We start from the raw sequence: 16,552 nt of genomic DNA, 5'->3' as shown, positions 1-16,552 counted from the left end.
CAACACATGGGTCATCTGGAACTCAAGGGCCTGCGCAAGTCCTTCGGCGGCAACATCGCGCTGGACGGGCTCGACCTCGACCTGGCGGAGGGCGAGCTCGTCAGCCTGCTCGGGCCGTCGGGCTGCGGCAAGACGACGGCGCTGCGCATCGTCGCGGGCTTCGAGACCGCCGACTCCGGCACGGTCGCGGTGGGCGGCAGGGACATCACGAAGGTCCCGGCCAACAAGCGGGACATGGGCATGGTCTTCCAGGCCTACAGCCTCTTCCCGAACATGACGGCGGCGCAGAACGTCGCGTTCGGCCTCAAGATGCGCAAGGCCGACACGAAGCGCACGGGAGAGCTGCTCGAACTCGTCGGCCTCTCCCACCTCGGCGGCCGGTACCCGCACCAGATGTCCGGCGGTCAGCAGCAACGCATCGCACTGGCGCGCGCACTCGCGATCCAGCCGCGCGTGCTGCTGCTCGACGAGCCTTTGTCCGCGCTGGACGCCAAGGTGCGCGTGGCACTGAGGGACGAGATCCGCCGCATCCAGACCGAGCTGGGCATGACGACGTTGTTCGTCACGCACGACCAGGAGGAGGCGCTCGCCGTCTCGGACCGGGTCGGCGTCATGTCGCACGGCAGGCTGGAGCAGCTCGACACCCCGTCCGCGGTCTACCGGCAGCCGGCGACGGCGTTCGTGGCGCAGTTCGTCGGCGTCACGAACTCGGTGGAGGCCAAGGCGGAGGGCCAGACCGTCGTCATCAACGGCGTCACGGTGCCCGCCGAGCACGACCAGCCGTCCGGCAGCGACGTCCGCGTCATCGTGCGACCGGAGGACATCGGGGTGTCCGGGCACGACGGGGACGCCGATGGCAAGATCGTGGGCGACGTGCTGACCCAGTCGTTCCTCGGGCCGGTCACGCGGATCTCGGTCAGGGTCGGCGACCAGGTGCTGCGCATCGACCAGCCGTCCAACGCCGCCTCCGCGTACCAGCCGGGCACGCGGGTCGCACTGGACCTCAGCGAGTCGAGGATGATGGTGGTGCCGGGATGATCAGGAAGCTCCTCGCGCGCGACACGGCGGAGACCCACCGGGTCGCGACGCCGTTGGAGCTGTTGTTCGACCTGAGCTTCGTGGTGGCGGTCGCCCAGGCCGCCGCCTCGCTGCACCACGCCGTCACCGAGAACCACGCCGGTGCCGGGCTGATGGCGTTCTGCATGGCGTTCTTCGCGCTCTGGCTGCCGTGGCTCAACTTCACGTGGTTCTCCAGCGCGTTCGACAACGACGACACGCTCTACCGGATCCTCACGATGGTCCAGATCGCCGGCGTGCTCGTGGTCGCGTCGGGCATCCCGGCCGTCTTCGAACGCCAGGACTACCGCATCGTCGTCGGCGGCTACGTCGTCATCCGGCTCGCGATGGTCGCGCACTGGCTGCGGGCGTCACGGGACAACCCGGAGCACAGGACCTGCACCCGCCGGTACGCCGGTGGCATCGCCGTCATGCAGGTCGTCTGGGTGTTGTGGGTGCTGGTCGCGCCGCCCGCCCTGCAGGTCCCGCTGTGGGTGCTCTTCATGATCGGTGAGCTGCTGGTGCCGGCCTGGGCCGAGCGGTCGGGCGCGACGACGTGGCACCCGCACCACATCGCCGAACGGCACGGCCTGTTCACCCTGATCGTGCTCGGCGAGTCGATCCTCGCGGCGACGCTCGCGTTCCAGAAGGGCTTCGACAGCGGCGTCAACCTGATCTCGCTCGCCGCGGCGTCGCTCGTCATCGTCTTCTCGGTGTGGTGGATCTACTTCGAGGCGCCGACCCACCTGCACAACCTGAGGAAGGCGTTCCTCTGGGGCTACGCGCACCTCTTCATCCTCGGCTCGATCGCGGCGCTCGGCGCGGGCCTCGCCGCGTCGGTGGACTACGACCTGCACCTCTCGCACGCGCCGGGGACGACGGTCGCGGCGTTCACGACGGTGCCGCTGGCGGTGTTCTTCCTGTTCGTCTGGTACGTGCAGGACTGCCCCGGGCAGGACGGCCCGCGCAGGTACCTGCTGCCGCTCGGGGCGGTGGCGGTGCTGGCGGCGACGTTCGGGCCGGCGCCGATCCACGTGACGGCGGGGATCGTGCTGGTGCTGGTCGTCGCGACCCGGCTGGTGCGGGGAGCGCCTCAGCGCGTCGAGGTCTGAGGCAGTTCCGCGTCTTCTCCTCGTTCCGGCACGAGGGGTGAAATGATCGTCACCATGACCGGTGTCCGTGAGCTCCGCCTGGTCGTCACCGCCGACGACTACGAAGAAGCCCTGCGTTTCTACCGAGACGTCCTCGGCCTCGAGCAACGGGCGGCGTTCGCGTCCGAGGGCGGCCGGGTCACGATCCTCGAGGCCGGCCGGGCCACGCTCGAGATCACCGATCCGCCGCACGCCGAGTTCATCGACTCCGTCGAGGTGGGCAGGCGCGTCGCCGGGCACATCCGCGTGGCGTTCGAGGTGACCGACGCCGAAGGGGTGACCCGCACGCTGGAGGCGGCCGGGGCCGAGGTGGTCGCGGAACCCACGCGCACGCCGTGGAACTCGCTCAACGCCAGGCTGCGAGCGCCCGCCGGGCTGCAGCTGACGCTGTTCGAGGAGTTGGGCGAGTAGATGACGATCTCCGCTGCCGGTTACCGCGACCTCGCGAACCGGGACGTGCTGGCGTGCGCCGTGGTGACGGTCGCCGCGAAGCTGCCGATGTCGATGACGCCGCTGATGATGGTGTTCCTGACCAGGGGACTGCCCGGCGGGTACGTGCTGGCGGCGTCGCTCGTCGCGGTCTACGTGCTGGGGGAGGTCCTCGGCGCCGCGCTGCTCGGGTTGTTCCTCGACCCGTCCCGGATGCGCGGGCAGCTCTCGGTCGGGCTGGTCGTCGGGGCGGCGGCGTTCACGACGCTGGCGCTGACCCAGAACGTGACGGTGCTGGCGATCGCGGCGTTCGTCGCGGGCGCCGGTCCGTCGACGACGCCGGGCGGGCTGCGGGCGATGCTGCTCGGGCTGGTGCCGGACTCGCTGGTGCCCAAGGCGATGGGCTTCGACGCCATGATCACGCAGGTGGTGTGGGCGGTGGCGCCCGCACTGGTCACCGTGCTGGCGCTGAGCGTCGACCACCGCGCGCCGGTCGTGGTGTCGGTCAGCCTCGTCGTCGTGGCGGCGTGGCTCGTGTTCATCCTGCCGCGCGGGCACGTGACGTCGCGGTCCGGCACGGCGAAGGTGCGCGTGGTGGCGTCGGCGTGGCCGATCTACCTCGTCAGCGCGGCGGCTCTGGCGCAGCTCGCGGTGGCGGAGCTGGTGCTGCCCGCGTTGCTGGAGCACCGGGGGATCGGCATCGGCTGGACCGGGCCGCTGCTCACCGGGTTCGCGGCGTGCAGCGCGCTGGGCGCGGTGCTGTACGGGCTCAAGCCGTGGCCCGGCACGTTCCGCACGCAGGGGCTGGTGCTGCTCGTCGTGACGGCGACCTGCGCCGGCGCCCTGGCGCTCTTCCCGAACCTGCCGGGCATCGCGGGCGCGTTGCTCGCGGGCGGGCTGTTCCAGTCCGGTGTGCTGGTGACGCGGAGCCTCGCGCTGCGCGAACGGCTCCCGATCGGCGCGCACGCGGCCGGGTTCTCGATGATGTACGCGGTGACCGGCGCGGGCTACGGCCTCACGGCGGTCGTCGCCGCGTGGGCGATGGACGTCGGCTCGCCGGTCTGGGCGGTCTTCGGCGGCGTCGCCGTCACCCTGGTCCTGACAGCGATCAGCGCGGCTGCCGAACGCCGGCAGCCGCGCTGATCTGGGTGGGAACTCCTACCCGCGGTAGAAGTTGCCCTGGGTCTGCACGTTCAGCTCGTCCGTGCGGAACAGCTTCGCGACGAACGTGCGCGGGTCGCGCATGTCGATGACGTCGAAGCCGCGGCCCATCTCCGAGGAGTAGATGTAGCCGTTGTACCAGTAGGTCGACCACGTGCCGCCGGTCACGCCGTTCGGCATCGCGCCACGCTCGAAGAAGCCGATCTCACGCGGCTTGTCCGAGTTGGTGAAGTCCCACACCGAGATGCCGCCCTGGTACCAGGACTGCACCATGATGTCCTTGCCGGGCACCGGGATCAGCGAACCGTTGTGCGCGACGCAGTTCTCCGTGTCGCCCTGCATGCGCGGGATCTTGTAGTAGGACTTGAACACCAGCTTGCGGTCCTTGCCCTTGCCCACGATGTCGTAGATGCCGTTGGCACCGCGCGTCGGGCCGATCTTCTCGTTGCAGGTCGCGGCGCCACCGCCACCGAGCTCGTCGGTGAAGACGACCTTGGTGCCGTTGTTGTTGAAGGTGGCCGAGTGCCAGAACGCGAAGTTCGCGTCGTCCTGCACGCGGTTGATCTCGACCAGGTTCTCCCGGTCGGAGATGTCCCACAGGACGCCGTCACCCATGCAAGCGCCGGCCGCGAGGTCGATCTGCGGGTACACGGTGATGTCGTGGCAACCGGAGGTCGCGCTGACGTAGCCGGTCTCGATGGTGCCGGTGCGGCCCTGGTTGCCGCCGTCCGGGAACACCACGGGCGCCTTGAGCAGCGAGGCCTGGGCCGGGTTCTTCACCGGGACCTTGACGATCGAGATCTTGTCGTGCGGCGGCTGGCAGTCCGGGAACGTGGCGTTGGGCGAGTAGGACGAGACGTAGAGGTACACGTCCTTCTTGTTCTTGCCCGGGACCAGCGTGTGGGTGTGCGAGCCGCAGGCGGTCTCGACGGCCGCGACGTACTTGGGCGAGGCCTTGTCGCTGATGTCGAAGACCTTGATGCCCTCCCACGACTCCTTGATCGTCGCGGACTGGGACACGCTGGTGCACGAGTTGTCGCTGCGCGACGAGTCGGTCGACAGGAACAGCAGGTTCCCGTACACCGAGATGTCGTTCTGCGAGCCCGGGCACAGGACCTGCGACTTGATCGTCGGCTTCTTCGGGTTGCGGATGTCGTAGATGACGAAGCCGTCGTAGTTGCCGACGAACGCGTAGTTGTCCTGGAACGCGATGTCGGTCTGCGTCGAGCTGAGCGGAGCCTGCTTGTCCAGGTGCGCGACCGGGACCATGTTGCGGCTGCGCGAGATCTCGTCGGCGCCGGGGAGACCGTCGACCGCTTCCGCCTGCGCTTCGAGCTGTGCCTCGGTCAGCCCCTTGCCGTCGGCGGGCAGGTCGGGCTCGGCGAGCGCGGGCGCGGTCAACGTCGACAGCGTCAGCGCGAGCGCCCCCAGAACCGCCAACGGCGCTCTGCGCCGCCGGGTCGTTGCGCGTGAAGTCACTGCTGTACCCCCTCGGTACGGGTTGGTGGAGGGGAGTATGACCCCTTCGCCTTGCTAAGGGCCAGCATCTTTCGGAGGGATCTGAACTTTGTCCGCACGAGGGGGACCGGACAACGGAGTCGATCACCTGTTCGACCGGGCCGTTCCCGGGAGTGCCCGTTCGCGGGCGGTCGAACTGTATTGTCCGGGCATGCGCTCTCCGGTTCTGGTCGTCGTGGCGGCGTTCGCCCTGCTGGCAGGCTGTTCGTCGGAGCCGGCCGCGGCTCCGGTCATCGCACCGGACACGCCGGGGGGATCGGCGCCGACCGTCGCGCCCTCGGACGTGAGCGCCAGGGTCGCGCCGCCGCCGAACGACGCCGACCGCCAGTACGTGGCGATGATGATCGCCCACCACGAGCAGGCGCTCGCGATGACCAGGTTCGCGCCCGACCGCGCCGAGAACGCGACGGTGAAGGGCCTCGCGGACCGCATCCGGTTCAGCCAGGAACCCGAGATCGGCGCCATGAAGCAGTGGCAGCGCACGTTCAACGCGATCGGCACGCACGGCGACCACTCGTCGATGCCGGGCATGGCCACCCAGGACCAGCTCAACGCCCTCGGCGCGGCGCGGGGCAAGGACTTCGACCGGATGTTCCTGGAGCTGATGATCAAACACCACGAGGGTGCGATCAAGATGGCGACGGACGTGCGCGGGGCGGGCACCAACGTCCAGGTCGAGGAGATGGCGGACGACGTGGTGGCCACGCAGTCCGACGAGATCAACCGGATGAAGACGCTGCTGACGACCCTGTGAGCCGGGCGCGGGCCTTCGCGGCCGGGTGTCGCCGAGGTTCACGAGCGTGGTGGCGATCTCCAGCTGTTCGCGGCGGTGAACACGGTCCGGAATGGACACCCGGCAGCCGGAAGAGGCGTTGCGCCGCAGGCGAAAGGCGTTGGTAGGACCAGTCGGGCACCGAGCGGACGCTCGTCGTCTCCTCGCCGGTGCCGAGCACGTCGTCGTCCGCGAAGTCGTCGGCCGGCGAGTGCTGCGGATCGGCGCGGGCGGCCACGACCGCGCGGGCGACGAGGATCGCCGGCAGGTCCCTGCGGCGCGCTCGGCCGGCCGCCCACCTCGGCCGCGAGCCGGCCGAGCACCAGAAGCGGACCTCCCCCACGCGGGGGAGTATCGCCTACACCTCGGCGCGCTGCTGCGGCAGCACCAGGTCCTCGGCGTGCTGGAACGTCTCGACGGCGTTGCCCGTGACGTGCCGCGCGATGCCGCGGTTGCGCTTGTGCGCCTCGCGGAACGAGTCGGACGCGACCCAGGCGCGGAAGTGCTCCTCGGACTCGAACTCGTTGACCGACACGTACGGCTGGTCGTCCTTCGTGGGCTTGAGCAGCGTGCTGCGCAGCAGGCCGGGGACGCCGGGCAGGTACGTGCGCATGTTGTCGCGGAAGTGGGCCTCGAACTCCTCTGCCCGGTCGGCGGGGACGAACAGGCGGTTCGTCGCGATGAACATGGGGCCCTCCTGATTCCGACGCTGTGTCGGGAACTATTCCAACTCCCCGTCGGGAAATCAAGCGCGATACGATTCCGGTGTGCCGAGGATCAGCGCAGACACCGTGGCGGAGCACCGCGCGAACCGGTTGCGCGCCCTACTGGACGCGGGGCGGGACATCGTGGCGACCGGGGGCGCGGAGGCGCTGACGCTCGCGTCGCTCGCCCGGCGCGTGGGCCTGTCGCGGCCGAGCCTCTACGAGTACTTCCGCTCGCGCGAGGAACTGGTCGCGGCGATCGTGTCGGACGCGCTGCCGGAGTGGGCGGACAAGCTGGAGGACGCGGTCAACGGGGCCTCGTCCGTGCCGGACAAGATCGAGGCGTACCTGCGCGCGGAGCTCGCGATCATCACCGACGGCAGCCACGGGGCCGTGGTGGCCCTGTCCGCGCACGCGCTGCCGGACTCGTCGCGCGAGCAGATCAGGGCCGAGCACGAACGGTTGCTGGCACCGCTGGTCGGTGTCTTCACGACGGCCGGTGTGCAGCGCGCGCACCTGCGGGCGATGCTCGTGCACGCGATGGTCGAGGCGACGTCGCGGATGATCACGCCGGGGCGCACCGAGCACAACGAAGCCGTCATCCAGACGTTGCTCGACCAGGTGGTGCACGGGCTGGACAAGCCCATCAGCTGAAGGGCACCACCTCGCCGTGGCGCACCAGCTCGCCGTAGTGCCGCGGTTCGGCGGGGTTCAGGGCGAGGTCCAGCACCGCGGTCGCGGCCTGGTCCGGGGTCGGGGCGGTGCTGACGTCCCACCACAGCGCGGAAGTCGGCGTGTTGATCATTCCTGGGCACACGGCGGCGATCAGGACGCCCCTCTTGAGGTCCGCGTCTCGCCGTTGGGCGGCCAGGATGCGCACGGCGGCGACCTGGCCGATCTTCGACGGGATGTTCACGAAGTCCGGCCACGCCCCGGTGCGCCGGTCCGCGACCTCGTCACGCCAGCGGGCGACCTGGGCGTCGAGCTCGTCCAAAGTGGAGGGAGCGGTGAACCTCCCGTGCAGCACCGGGGCCAGGTGGTGCAGGGTGCCGAGCGAGCTGGCGACGACGAGCAGCTTCCCGCCGTCGTTCACCAACGGGGCGAACGCCCGCAGAAGCCTTGTGGTGCCGTGGTTGTTGACCTGGACGTACTCGTCGATGAACGCCCGTGGGTCGTCGTCGGGGCCGATGCGCATCACGGCGTTGCCGATCACGACGTCGATCCCGCCGTGCCGCCGCGCGATCTGCTCGGCGAGTTCCCGCGCCGCGCCGGGGTCGGCGACGTCGAACAGCGCGCCGCGGACCTCGGCCCCACCCCGGGGCGCGGCCTCGGCGGCGGTCGCCACGCGGCTCGCGTCGCGACCGGTGAGGTAGACGGTGTCCGACGGCCCCAGGCGCCGCGCGAGCCCGTGGGCCAGCGCGAGTCCGAGCCCCTGCGTGGCTCCGGTGACCAGTGCGACCGCCACGGCTCAGGCCTTCGCGAGGAGGAGCTCGGAGTGCGCCCACGGGCGGGCGGCGGTGCCGGTGACTTCGAACTGTGTCGCGATCATGTCTCCACGCTAGGGTCGCCGGAGGTATGCGAGTAGCGAGACTTTTTCAAGCCAGGTATGCGGAGATGTCATGGCCTTCACGGATGCGTCGCTGGTCGCCCTGAGGGTGTTCCGCGAGGTGGCGGAGCGCGGCACGCTGACCGCGGCGGCGACGGCGCTGGGATACACGCAGTCGGCGGTCTCGCGGCAGATCGCGGCGCTGGAGCGGGCGGCGGGCGTGGAGCTGCTGGAACGGCGGCACGACGGCGTGCGGCTCACCGCCGCCGGGCGTCTCGTGCTGCGGCGGGCGGCGGCCGTCGTGGACGAGATCGACGCGGGAACCCGCGAGCTCGCGGGGCTGCCGGACGACGAGAGCACGGTCCGGCTCGGCTGGTTCGCGACGGCGGGCGCGTGGCTGGTCCCCCAAGCGCTGATAGCGCTCGGGCGGACGCATCCGTCGATCACCGTCATCACGCGCGAGGGGAGCACACCGGCGTTGGTGCGCGCGCTGCGTGCGGGCACGTTGGACGTCGCACTTATCGCGTCGGCACCGCCTTTCCGCGCGCCTGACGACGAGACGCCCGCGCTGGAGGTCGACACCCTCGTCGAACGCAGCTTGCGCGTGGCTGTTCCGGCCGTGCACCCGTTGGCGCGCAACGACTACATCGACGTGGAGGACCTGCGGGGCCAGCGGTGGATCTCCGGACCCGGCGACCCGTGGGTGATGGGGGTGTGGCCGGGGCTGGACGAACGGCCGGTCGTCGCGCACACCGCCCGCGACTGGCTGGCGAAGCTGCAGCTCGTCGCGGCCGGGTTCGGCATCACCACGATCCCCGCGTCACTGGTCGCCGTCGCGCCCGCCGGTGTGCGGGTCCTGCCGGTGCGGGGCGGGCCCGCCGAGCAGCGCCGCGTGCTGCTCGCCCGCCTGCCCGGACCGGTGCCCGAGCCGGTCGCGCGTCTGGCCGCCGCCCTGCGCGCCGTCGTCGTGGAGACCGGGTAGCGGCATCAACCGATCGGTTGATCCGGGTGGGACTCGTCGTTCGATGATCGGCGCCGTTGTTCCGGCGAGGCTTGGCGCATGGCAATCGTCGAAGTGCGCGACCTCGGGAAGCGCTACGGGCCCCGCGTCGCGGTGGACTCGGTGTCGTTCGAGGTGGCCGAGGGGGAGATCTTCGGTGTCCTGGGCCCGAACGGGGCGGGCAAGACGACGACGGTCGAGTGCGTGGCGGGCCTGCGGACGCCGGACCGGGGCAGCGTCGCGGTGCTGGGGAAGCGGCCGGCCGACGTGCGGGCGGCGATCGGGGTGCAGTTGCAGGCCTCCGAACTGCCCGAACGGATGCGGGTCGGCGAGGCGCTGTCGCTGTTCTCGTCGTTCTACCCGTCACCGGTCGACTGGTCCGGGCGGCTGGGGCTCACCGAGCACCTGAAGGCGGAGTTCGGGCAGCTGTCCGGCGGGCTGAAGCAGCGGCTGTCGATCGCGCTGGCCCTGATCGGGTCGCCGCGGGTCGCGGTCCTGGACGAGCTGACGACCGGGCTGGACCCTCAGGCGCGCCGCGACACGTGGTCGGTGATCGAGGAGGTGCGGGCGGCCGGCGTGACGATCCTGCTGGTCACGCACTTCATGGAGGAGGCGGAGCGGCTCTGCGACCGGGTGGCGGTGTTCCGCGACGGGCGGATCGTCGCGCTGGACACGCCCTCCGCGCTGGTGTCGCGTGTGGACTGTGCGGCGCGGGTGCGGTTCGTGCCGTCGGATCCCCTGGACCTGTCCGCTCTGCGGGCGCTGCCGGAGGTCACCGAGGTGACGTCGGTGGGTGAGCAGCTCGTCGTCAGCGGGTCGCAGGACCTGCTGCACGCGGTGACTTCCTTCCTGGCGCGCAAGCACGTCGTGGCGCGCCATCTGCGCGTCGACCAGCTCTCGCTGGACGACGCCTACGTCGAGCTGACCGGGGGTAGCGGTGCTGAAGATCGTTGAGGTGGAGGCGCGGCTGTTCCTCCGCGACCGGCTGAACTCGTTGTTCGCCGTGGTGTTCCCGAGCGTGCTCCTGCTCGTGCTGGGGGCGGTTCCGGCGTTGCGGACGCCCGCTCCGGAGTTCGGCGGCCTGCGGTTCATCGACGGCTACCTGTCGTCGCTGGTCGTGTTCACGCTGGGGTTCATCGGGTTGCAACGCGTGCCGACGGTCGTGGCGACCTACCGGGAGAAGGGTGTGCTGCGGCGGCTGTCGACCACTCCCATGAGCCCGGCGCGGTTGCTCGTGGGCCAGATGGTGGTCAACTTCGCCGCGGTGATCTTGTCGGTGCTGCTGACTATCGTGGTGGCGTACGTCGTTTTCGGCGTCGACCTGCCTCACCACCCCCTCGGCCTGGCGTGTGCCCTGGTGCTGGGAGGCACCGGGACGTTCGCGCTGGGCCTGGTGATCGCCGCCCTGGCCCCCACCGCGCGGGCGGCCGGCGGCTGGGCGGCGGCGGTGTTCATGCTGCTGATGTTCCTCGGCGGCGTGTACCTGCCGCGGTTCATGCTGCCCACCGCGATCCAGGCGATCGGTTCGTACACGCCTCCCGGTGTGGAGGCGCTGCACCAGGCGTGGCTCGGCACCGCGCCGGACTGGAGGCATCTCGCGATCATGGGGCTCGTGAGCCTCGTGGCGGGTACCGTCGCGGCCAGAACGTTCCGCTGGGAGTAGCTCGTGGACATGGCCGCGCTGGACAGGTGGGAGCGCAGACTCACCTCGATCGCCCACGTGATCCCGTACTTCGTGCTGACCGTGACCACCGTGGTGTACTCGATCTTCACCACGCACCCGGCCTCGGAGCGCTGGTTCACCTATGGCGTCGTGGCGTTCGGTTACGCGTGGATGGTGTGGTGGTTCACGCTGCATCCCGCGTGGCACAAGCGCACGGAGCTCATGGCCGTGTTCATCGGTGGCATGGTCGTGTTCTACGCGGTGCTGGGCCTGCGCGATCACTGGTTCGGCGCGGTGTCGTTCGCGGTCTACCTCTTCGCGAGCGAGGTCCTGCGCGGCCGCTGGATGTTCTTCGTCGTGGCGATCACCGCCGCGCTGGCGACGCTGTCGTTGTTCGGCGGCTATCCGCCCGAGGGCGCGGAGGCGGCCTTCTGGCTGCTGCTGCTCATCTTCGTGGTGGTGGCGTGCACGTTCACGTACGTCGGCCACGTGACGACCGAGCAGTCCCGCCTGCGCAAGGAACTGCTGGAGGAGAACGAGGGCTTGCACGCCCAGCTCCTCGTGCAGGCGCACGAGGCGGGCGTGCAGGACGAACGCCACCGCTTGGCCGGGGAGATCCACGACACCCTGGCCCAAGGCTTGGCGGGCATCATCACGCAGCTGTCGGCGGCCACCCCCGCAGACTGGGAGCGCCGCGTGGCGGTGGCCACCGGCCTGGCCCGCACGAACCTGACCGAGGCCCGCCGCTCGGTGCACGCCCTGCGCCCGCCGGCCCTCGACTCCGCCGCGCTGCACGAGGCGCTGGACGAGGTGGCCGCGGGCTGGTCGGCGCTGAACGGCGTCCCGGTGTCGGTGACGCTGACCGGCTCCGTGCGCGAAACGCACCCGGAGGTGGAGGTCGCGCTGCTGCGCACGGCGCAGGAAGCGCTCGCCAACGTGGCGAAGCACGCCTCGGCCTCGCGGGTGGGGCTGACCCTGTCCTACATGGAGGACGTGGTGACGCTCGACGTGCGCGACGACGGCGTGGGGTTCGACCTCACCGTGCCGTCGCCGGGCTTCGGGCTGCCCGCGATGAGGCACCGGGTGCACCGGCTGTCGGGGGCGTTGTTCGTGGAGTCGGAGCCCGGGGCGGGGACGGCGATCTCGGCTCGAGTCCCGGCGTGAGGTGGAGGGTGGGGGCGCTGTGAGCGGCCGGCTGGAGTGCGTCGTGCGGGACAGTGATCGCTCGAGGTGCGCCTCGGGTGTGGCTGGGGGCTTCGGGGTGGTCGCGTGATCCGGCTGGTCATCGTCGACGACCACCCGGTCGTCAGGGACGGTCTGCGCGGCATGCTCTCGTCGGGAGACTTCGAGGTGGTGGGCGAGGCGGCCTCGGGGGACGAGGCGGTCGCCGTCGTCACGGCCGTGTCGCCGGACGTGGTGCTCATGGACCTGCGCATGCCGGGCTCGGACGGCGTGTCGGCGATCGAACGGCTGCGCGGCCACCCGTGCCGCGTCCTGGTGCTCACCACCTACGACACGGACCGCGACGTGCTGCCGGCCATCAAGGCGGGCGCCACCGGCTACCTGTTGAAGGACACGCCTCGCGACGAGCTGCAGCGCGCGATCCGTGCGGCGCACTCGGGTGAGGCCGTGCTGTCGCCCGCGGTGGCCACGAGGCTGCTGGGGCAGGTGCGGGAGCCCGCGCTGGAGCCGTTGTCGGCGCGCGAGCTCGACGTGCTCGCGCTGGTGGCGAAGGGGACCACGAACCGGGCGGTGGCGGCGGCGCTGTTCATCAGCGAGGCGACGGTGAAGACGCACCTGCTGCACGTCTACGCGAAGCTGGGCGTCTCGGACCGGGCGGCGGCCGTCGCGGTGGCGTACGAGCGCGGGCTGCTCGAGGTGGGGCGGGAGAGCTGAGAGGCGCCGGAGAGGCGGCCGGTCGGCACGGGTGCCGGTGGACGACCTGCACGGCGTCCGCTGTGCGGGGCCGAGGGACCCCCGCGGCGGGACCACTTCGGTTGGTCCCGCCGCTGCGGCAACTCCCCCTTGCCGGTGGCACCCCCCGATGCCACTTCCCTCACCCCTCGTGATGTAGGAACGCGCGCCAGTCCCCGAGATACGAGATGTCCCGGATGTCACCCGATCGGAGCAACGGCTCCACCATCGCGTCGCGCAGCACGGTGGCCAGGGCGGCGCTGCCGTCCTCCAGTTCGATGACGCCGATCTCCAGTTCGGCGGGCTCGGCGGGGACGAGGTGGTCGCGCAGGACCTTCAGCGGCAGGTCGTAGAGCTCACCCGCCACCGAGGCCGAGCCCGACTCGTGCATCGCGGGGAACTGGTTCCGCACCGAGAAGTACCGGTACTTCGGCGCACTGCGCGCCCGGCACACCATCGGGGTGCCCTGCAGCTGCGGGTGCAGCGGCCCGCCCCTCATGCCGCCGCCGTTGAGGAAGATCAGTGCCATGGCTCTCCAGGGTCCGGTGGATGGGGGAGGACAGGTCCGACAGCGGCAGGCCGGTGCCGCCGTGCCGCAGGGCCACCAGCTCGGCGGCGATGGAGACGGCGGTCTCGGCCGGGCTGCGGCCGCCGAGGTCGAGGCCGATGGGCGAACGGAGCCGGGCCAGCGCGGCCTCGGGAACGCCTTCGGCACGCAGGCGGGCCAGGCGCTCGGCGTGCGTGCGGCGGGAACCCAGCGCGCCCACGAACGCCAGCGGGCGGGACAGGGCCTCCACGAGCACCGGGACGTCGAACTTCGGGTCGTGGGTCAGCACGACGACGGCGGTGGAGGCGTCGGTGTGCGTGGCGGCGAGGTAGCGGTGCGGCCAGTCGACGACGACCGAGTGCGCCGCGGGGAAGCGTTCGGGTGTGGCGAAGACGGGGCGCGCGTCGCACACCGTCACGTGGTAGCCGAGGAAACGGCCCACTTCGGCGACGGCGGCGGCGTGGTCGACGGCGCCGAACACCAGCAGGCGCGGGGGCGGTGTCCACGACTCGGTGAACACCCGGCCCTCCGCCTCGAAGCGGACCGAGACCGGGTGCCCGGCGACGGAGGCCGCGAGGGCCGCGCGCAACGACGGCGTGTCGCGCTGCACCAGCACGTCCAGCGACCCGCCGCAGGTCAGGCCGACGGCGAACGCGGTGTCGTCGGAGTAGCCGAACGTCGCCAGAACGGGCTCGGACGTCGACAGCACCTGGCACGCGAGGTCGTACACCTCGGCCTCCACGCACCCGCCGGACACGCTGCCGGCCACCTGGCCCGACGGTCCCACGGCCATCGCGGCGCCGACCGGCCGGGGCGCGCTGCCGCGCACGGCCACCACCGAGGCGACCGCGAACCGGTCCCACGACAGCAAAGTCGAAGCGAGGTCACGCATCGAGCCCTCCTCGGAACGGGGGCCCGGCCGGGTGGCCGCCCGGCCGGGCCACGCGGTCACCTGCCGCTGATCAGGTCCACGCCGAAGTACACGGCGAACATCAGCGCGAGGCCGGTCATCAGCCAGCCGGGCCAGCGGCCCTTGCAGACGCGCAGCACGACGTAGGACACGAGGCCCGCGCCGATGCCGTTGGTGATGGAGTAGGTGAACGGGATGATGGCGATGGTCAGGAAGACGGGGATCGTGTAGTCCGTTTCCTGCCAGGGGATCCGGCGGATCTGGGTCATCATCAGGCCGCCGATCACCACCAGCGCCGGAGCCGCGGCCTGGGCGGGCACGACCGTCGCGAGTGGGGTGAAGAGCAGCGCCACCAGGAACAGCCCGCCGGTCACCACCGAGGCCAGGCCGGTCCGGGCGCCTTCGCCGACGCCCGCGGCCGATTCCAGGAACACGGTGTTCGGGGCGGACCCCGTGACGCCGCCGGCGATCGCGCCGGCGCCGTCGACCACGAGGATCCGGCCCATGCCCTCGACCTTGCCGTCCCTGGTCAGGCCGGCCTCGTCGGACACCGACGTGATCGTGCCCATGGCGTCGAAGAACCCGGACAGCACCAGCGTGAACAGGAACACCGTCGCCGCGACCACGCCCGCCGACACGAAGCCGCCGAACAGGTCCACGCGCCCGAGCAGACCGAAGTCCGGTGAGCTGACGACCGACGACGGCAGGGTCGGCGTCACGAGGCCCCAGCCGGAGACGTCGAACACCGCGTTCACGACGACGGCGACGGTCGTGGCGCCGACGATGCTGATCAGCACGGCCCCCGGCACCCCGCGCGCCATCAGGACGATCATCAGCAGCAGGCCGAGGCAGAAGATCGCGATGGGCCAGCCGCTCAGGTGGCCGTCCACGCCCATCCGCACCGGCACCGCCGACCCGGCGGCGTCCGGCGTGCGCGTCACGAAACCGGCGGAGACCAGGCCCACCAGCGCGATGTAGAGCCCGATGCCGACGGTGATCGCGATCTTCAACGGCTCCGGGATCGCGTTGATGATCCGCTCGCGGACCCCGGACGCGGCCATGACCACGATGCAGACGCCTTCCAGCACCACCAGCCCGAAGGCCTGCGCCCACGTCATGGCCGGCGCCATCTGGAACGCCACCACCCCGTTGACGCCCAGGCCCGCCGCCATCGCGAGCGGCGCGTTGCCGACCAGTCCCATGAGGACGGTCATGACGCCCGCGGCCAGCGCGGTCGCCGTGGTGATCTCGGCGGTGGTGAGCTCGGCGCCGGTGATGTCGGCGGACGCGCCGAGGATCAGCGGGTTCAGCAGCACGATGTACGACATCGCGACGAACGTCGTGATGCCACCGCGGACCTCACGGCCCAGGGAGCTGCCACGTTCGGTGATGCGGAAGAAGTGGTCGAGGACCGACGCCGGTTGTCGGCTCCGCAACTGTGTCATGGAAGACGGCCTTTCCCATGCCGGTGGGCGCGTTCCGACGCCGGAACGCGTTGGTGCGGTGCAGCTCCGGTCAGCCAGTCGGCTTGTGGCCTCCAGGGCCAGTGTCGAAGTCCCGTTCGACGAGAGCCGCGCCTGAGGTGGTTCCTGGCGGTGCGGCCGACTGACCCGCACACCGGTGTTGTACGTGGGTCAGTCGGCCGTGCCCCCGGGGGCCGCCTCAGGCCCGGCTATCGCGAACACGGACTTCGACACAGGCCCTAGTAGTCGATACGGGTCGCGAGGGACGTCCACGCGGTGAACGGGGCGTTGTCCTCGCCGGTGGAGATCCGGTGCACGCGCAGGTCCCACTCGTCGCGGGGCCTGCTGAACAGCTCGTAGAACTCCCGGTCGTCGAAACCGGCCGCCGCCGCGTCGTGGCGGTCGGCGGCGTATACGACCTCGTCCACGCGCGCCCACAGCGCGGCGGACAGGCACAGGGGGCACGGCTCGCACGAGGAGATCAGCGTGCAGCCGGTCAGCTTGAAGTCGCCGAGCGCCCGGCAGGCGGCGCGGATCGCGACCACCTCGGCGTGCGCGGTGGGGTCGAGCGTCGGCGTCACCTGGTTCACACCGGTGGCGATCACCTCACCGTCCCGGACGATCATCGCGCCGAACGGGCCGCCCCCGGAGGCCACGTTGCGGGTGGCCAGGTCGATGGTGGCGAGCAGATGTGCGTTCACAGCAGGGGGCTCCAGGA

General features: G+C 71.1%; 18 protein-coding genes. 11 read left to right on the top strand and 7 right to left on the bottom strand.

Annotation, left to right across the window (positions count from 1 at the left end):
* Positions 1–6: 6 nt before the first annotated feature.
* From L6E10_RS05215 to L6E10_RS05200, 4 genes are read left to right on the top strand one after another with little or no spacing between them, the layout of a single operon-like run.
* Complete coding sequence (locus tag L6E10_RS05215; protein WP_236217309.1) at positions 7–1,038, top strand: ABC transporter ATP-binding protein; 1,032 nt, start codon at positions 7–9, stop codon at positions 1,036–1,038.
* Positions 1,035–2,168: a low temperature requirement protein A gene (locus tag L6E10_RS05210; protein WP_236217307.1), complete on the top strand. Its 1,134-nt coding sequence runs from the start codon at positions 1,035–1,037 to the stop codon at positions 2,166–2,168. The genes L6E10_RS05215 and L6E10_RS05210 overlap by 4 nt, the downstream gene beginning before the upstream one ends.
* A 54-nt stretch (positions 2,169–2,222) precedes the next feature.
* Positions 2,223–2,618: a VOC family protein gene (locus L6E10_RS05205; protein ID WP_090103362.1), complete on the top strand. Its 396-nt coding sequence runs from the start codon at positions 2,223–2,225 to the stop codon at positions 2,616–2,618.
* Positions 2,619–3,779 carry an MFS transporter gene (locus tag L6E10_RS05200; protein ID WP_236217305.1) on the top strand — a complete coding sequence of 387 codons (1,161 nt, stop codon included), beginning with the start codon at positions 2,619–2,621 and terminating at the stop codon, positions 3,777–3,779.
* 15 nt (positions 3,780–3,794) lie between these two features.
* Here L6E10_RS05200 and L6E10_RS05195 read toward each other — a convergent pair whose 3' ends face one another.
* Complete coding sequence (locus L6E10_RS05195) at positions 3,795–5,066, bottom strand: LVIVD repeat-containing protein (protein WP_236217752.1); 1,272 nt, start codon at positions 5,064–5,066, stop codon at positions 3,795–3,797.
* A gap of 400 nt (positions 5,067–5,466) precedes the next feature.
* Here L6E10_RS05195 and L6E10_RS05190 point away from each other — a divergent pair, with 400 nt between their 5' ends.
* Positions 5,467–6,069: a DUF305 domain-containing protein gene (locus L6E10_RS05190; RefSeq protein ID WP_236217303.1), complete on the top strand. Its 603-nt coding sequence runs from the start codon at positions 5,467–5,469 to the stop codon at positions 6,067–6,069.
* Positions 6,070–6,445: 376 nt separating this feature from the next.
* On the opposite strand, the gene L6E10_RS05185 is transcribed toward L6E10_RS05190, so the two are convergent.
* Entirely contained in the window at positions 6,446–6,775 is a 330-nt protein-coding gene (locus L6E10_RS05185; RefSeq protein ID WP_090103257.1) for an antibiotic biosynthesis monooxygenase, read from the bottom strand.
* A 79-nt stretch (positions 6,776–6,854) separates the two neighbouring features.
* Between L6E10_RS05185 and L6E10_RS05180 the strand changes: the two genes are divergently transcribed.
* Positions 6,855–7,445, top strand: a complete 591-nt coding sequence (locus L6E10_RS05180; protein WP_236217300.1) for a TetR/AcrR family transcriptional regulator — start codon at positions 6,855–6,857, stop codon at positions 7,443–7,445.
* Here L6E10_RS05180 and L6E10_RS05175 read toward each other — a convergent pair.
* Positions 7,438–8,256 carry an SDR family NAD(P)-dependent oxidoreductase gene (locus L6E10_RS05175; RefSeq protein ID WP_236217298.1) on the bottom strand — a complete coding sequence of 273 codons (819 nt, stop codon included), beginning with the start codon at positions 8,254–8,256 and terminating at the stop codon, positions 7,438–7,440. The genes L6E10_RS05180 and L6E10_RS05175 overlap by 8 nt on opposite strands.
* A gap of 154 nt (positions 8,257–8,410) precedes the next feature.
* Between L6E10_RS05175 and L6E10_RS05170 the strand changes: the two genes are divergently transcribed.
* The 5 genes from L6E10_RS05170 to L6E10_RS05150 all read left to right on the top strand — a co-directional run bounded on the left by L6E10_RS05170 (position 8,411) and on the right by L6E10_RS05150 (position 12,896).
* Positions 8,411–9,319, top strand: a complete 909-nt coding sequence (locus L6E10_RS05170) for a LysR family transcriptional regulator (protein ID WP_236217296.1) — start codon at positions 8,411–8,413, stop codon at positions 9,317–9,319.
* A gap of 78 nt (positions 9,320–9,397) precedes the next feature.
* Positions 9,398–10,291 (top strand): ABC transporter ATP-binding protein, encoded by an 894-nt coding sequence (locus tag L6E10_RS05165; RefSeq protein ID WP_236217294.1) that lies wholly within the window; start codon positions 9,398–9,400, stop codon positions 10,289–10,291.
* Positions 10,275–11,000 carry an ABC transporter permease gene (locus tag L6E10_RS05160; RefSeq protein ID WP_236217292.1) on the top strand — a complete coding sequence of 242 codons (726 nt, stop codon included), beginning with the start codon at positions 10,275–10,277 and terminating at the stop codon, positions 10,998–11,000. The genes L6E10_RS05165 and L6E10_RS05160 overlap by 17 nt, the downstream gene beginning before the upstream one ends.
* 9 nt (positions 11,001–11,009) lie before the next feature.
* Positions 11,010–12,164, top strand: coding sequence for a sensor histidine kinase (locus L6E10_RS05155; RefSeq protein WP_236217751.1), 1,155 nt, complete (start codon positions 11,010–11,012; stop codon positions 12,162–12,164).
* A gap of 105 nt (positions 12,165–12,269) precedes the next feature.
* Positions 12,270–12,896: a response regulator transcription factor gene (locus L6E10_RS05150; protein ID WP_236217290.1), complete on the top strand. Its 627-nt coding sequence runs from the start codon at positions 12,270–12,272 to the stop codon at positions 12,894–12,896.
* 160 nt (positions 12,897–13,056) lie between these two features.
* Here the strand turns inward: L6E10_RS05150 and L6E10_RS05145 are convergent, their stop codons facing one another.
* The 4 genes from L6E10_RS05145 to L6E10_RS05130 form a co-directional block, all read right to left on the bottom strand.
* Positions 13,057–13,386 carry a gamma-glutamylcyclotransferase gene (locus L6E10_RS05145; protein ID WP_308102675.1) on the bottom strand — a complete coding sequence of 110 codons (330 nt, stop codon included), beginning with the start codon at positions 13,384–13,386 and terminating at the stop codon, positions 13,057–13,059.
* Positions 13,271–14,353 (bottom strand): XdhC family protein, encoded by a 1,083-nt coding sequence (locus L6E10_RS05140; RefSeq protein WP_308102665.1) that lies wholly within the window; start codon positions 14,351–14,353, stop codon positions 13,271–13,273. The genes L6E10_RS05145 and L6E10_RS05140 overlap by 116 nt, the downstream gene beginning before the upstream one ends.
* A 56-nt stretch (positions 14,354–14,409) precedes the next feature.
* A complete protein-coding gene (locus L6E10_RS05135) occupies positions 14,410–15,816 on the bottom strand; it encodes an NCS2 family permease (RefSeq protein WP_236217286.1) in 1,407 nt (468 codons plus the stop codon).
* A gap of 257 nt (positions 15,817–16,073) precedes the next feature.
* Positions 16,074–16,535, bottom strand: a complete 462-nt coding sequence (locus L6E10_RS05130; protein WP_236217283.1) for a nucleoside deaminase — start codon at positions 16,533–16,535, stop codon at positions 16,074–16,076.
* Positions 16,536–16,552: the final 17 nt, after the last annotated feature.

It is taken from the genome of Lentzea sp. CC55 (assembly GCF_021056325.1).
GTDB lineage: Bacteria > Actinomycetota > Actinomycetes > Mycobacteriales > Pseudonocardiaceae > Lentzea > Lentzea jiangxiensis.
This window is presented reverse-complemented; position numbering and strand designations above follow the sequence as displayed.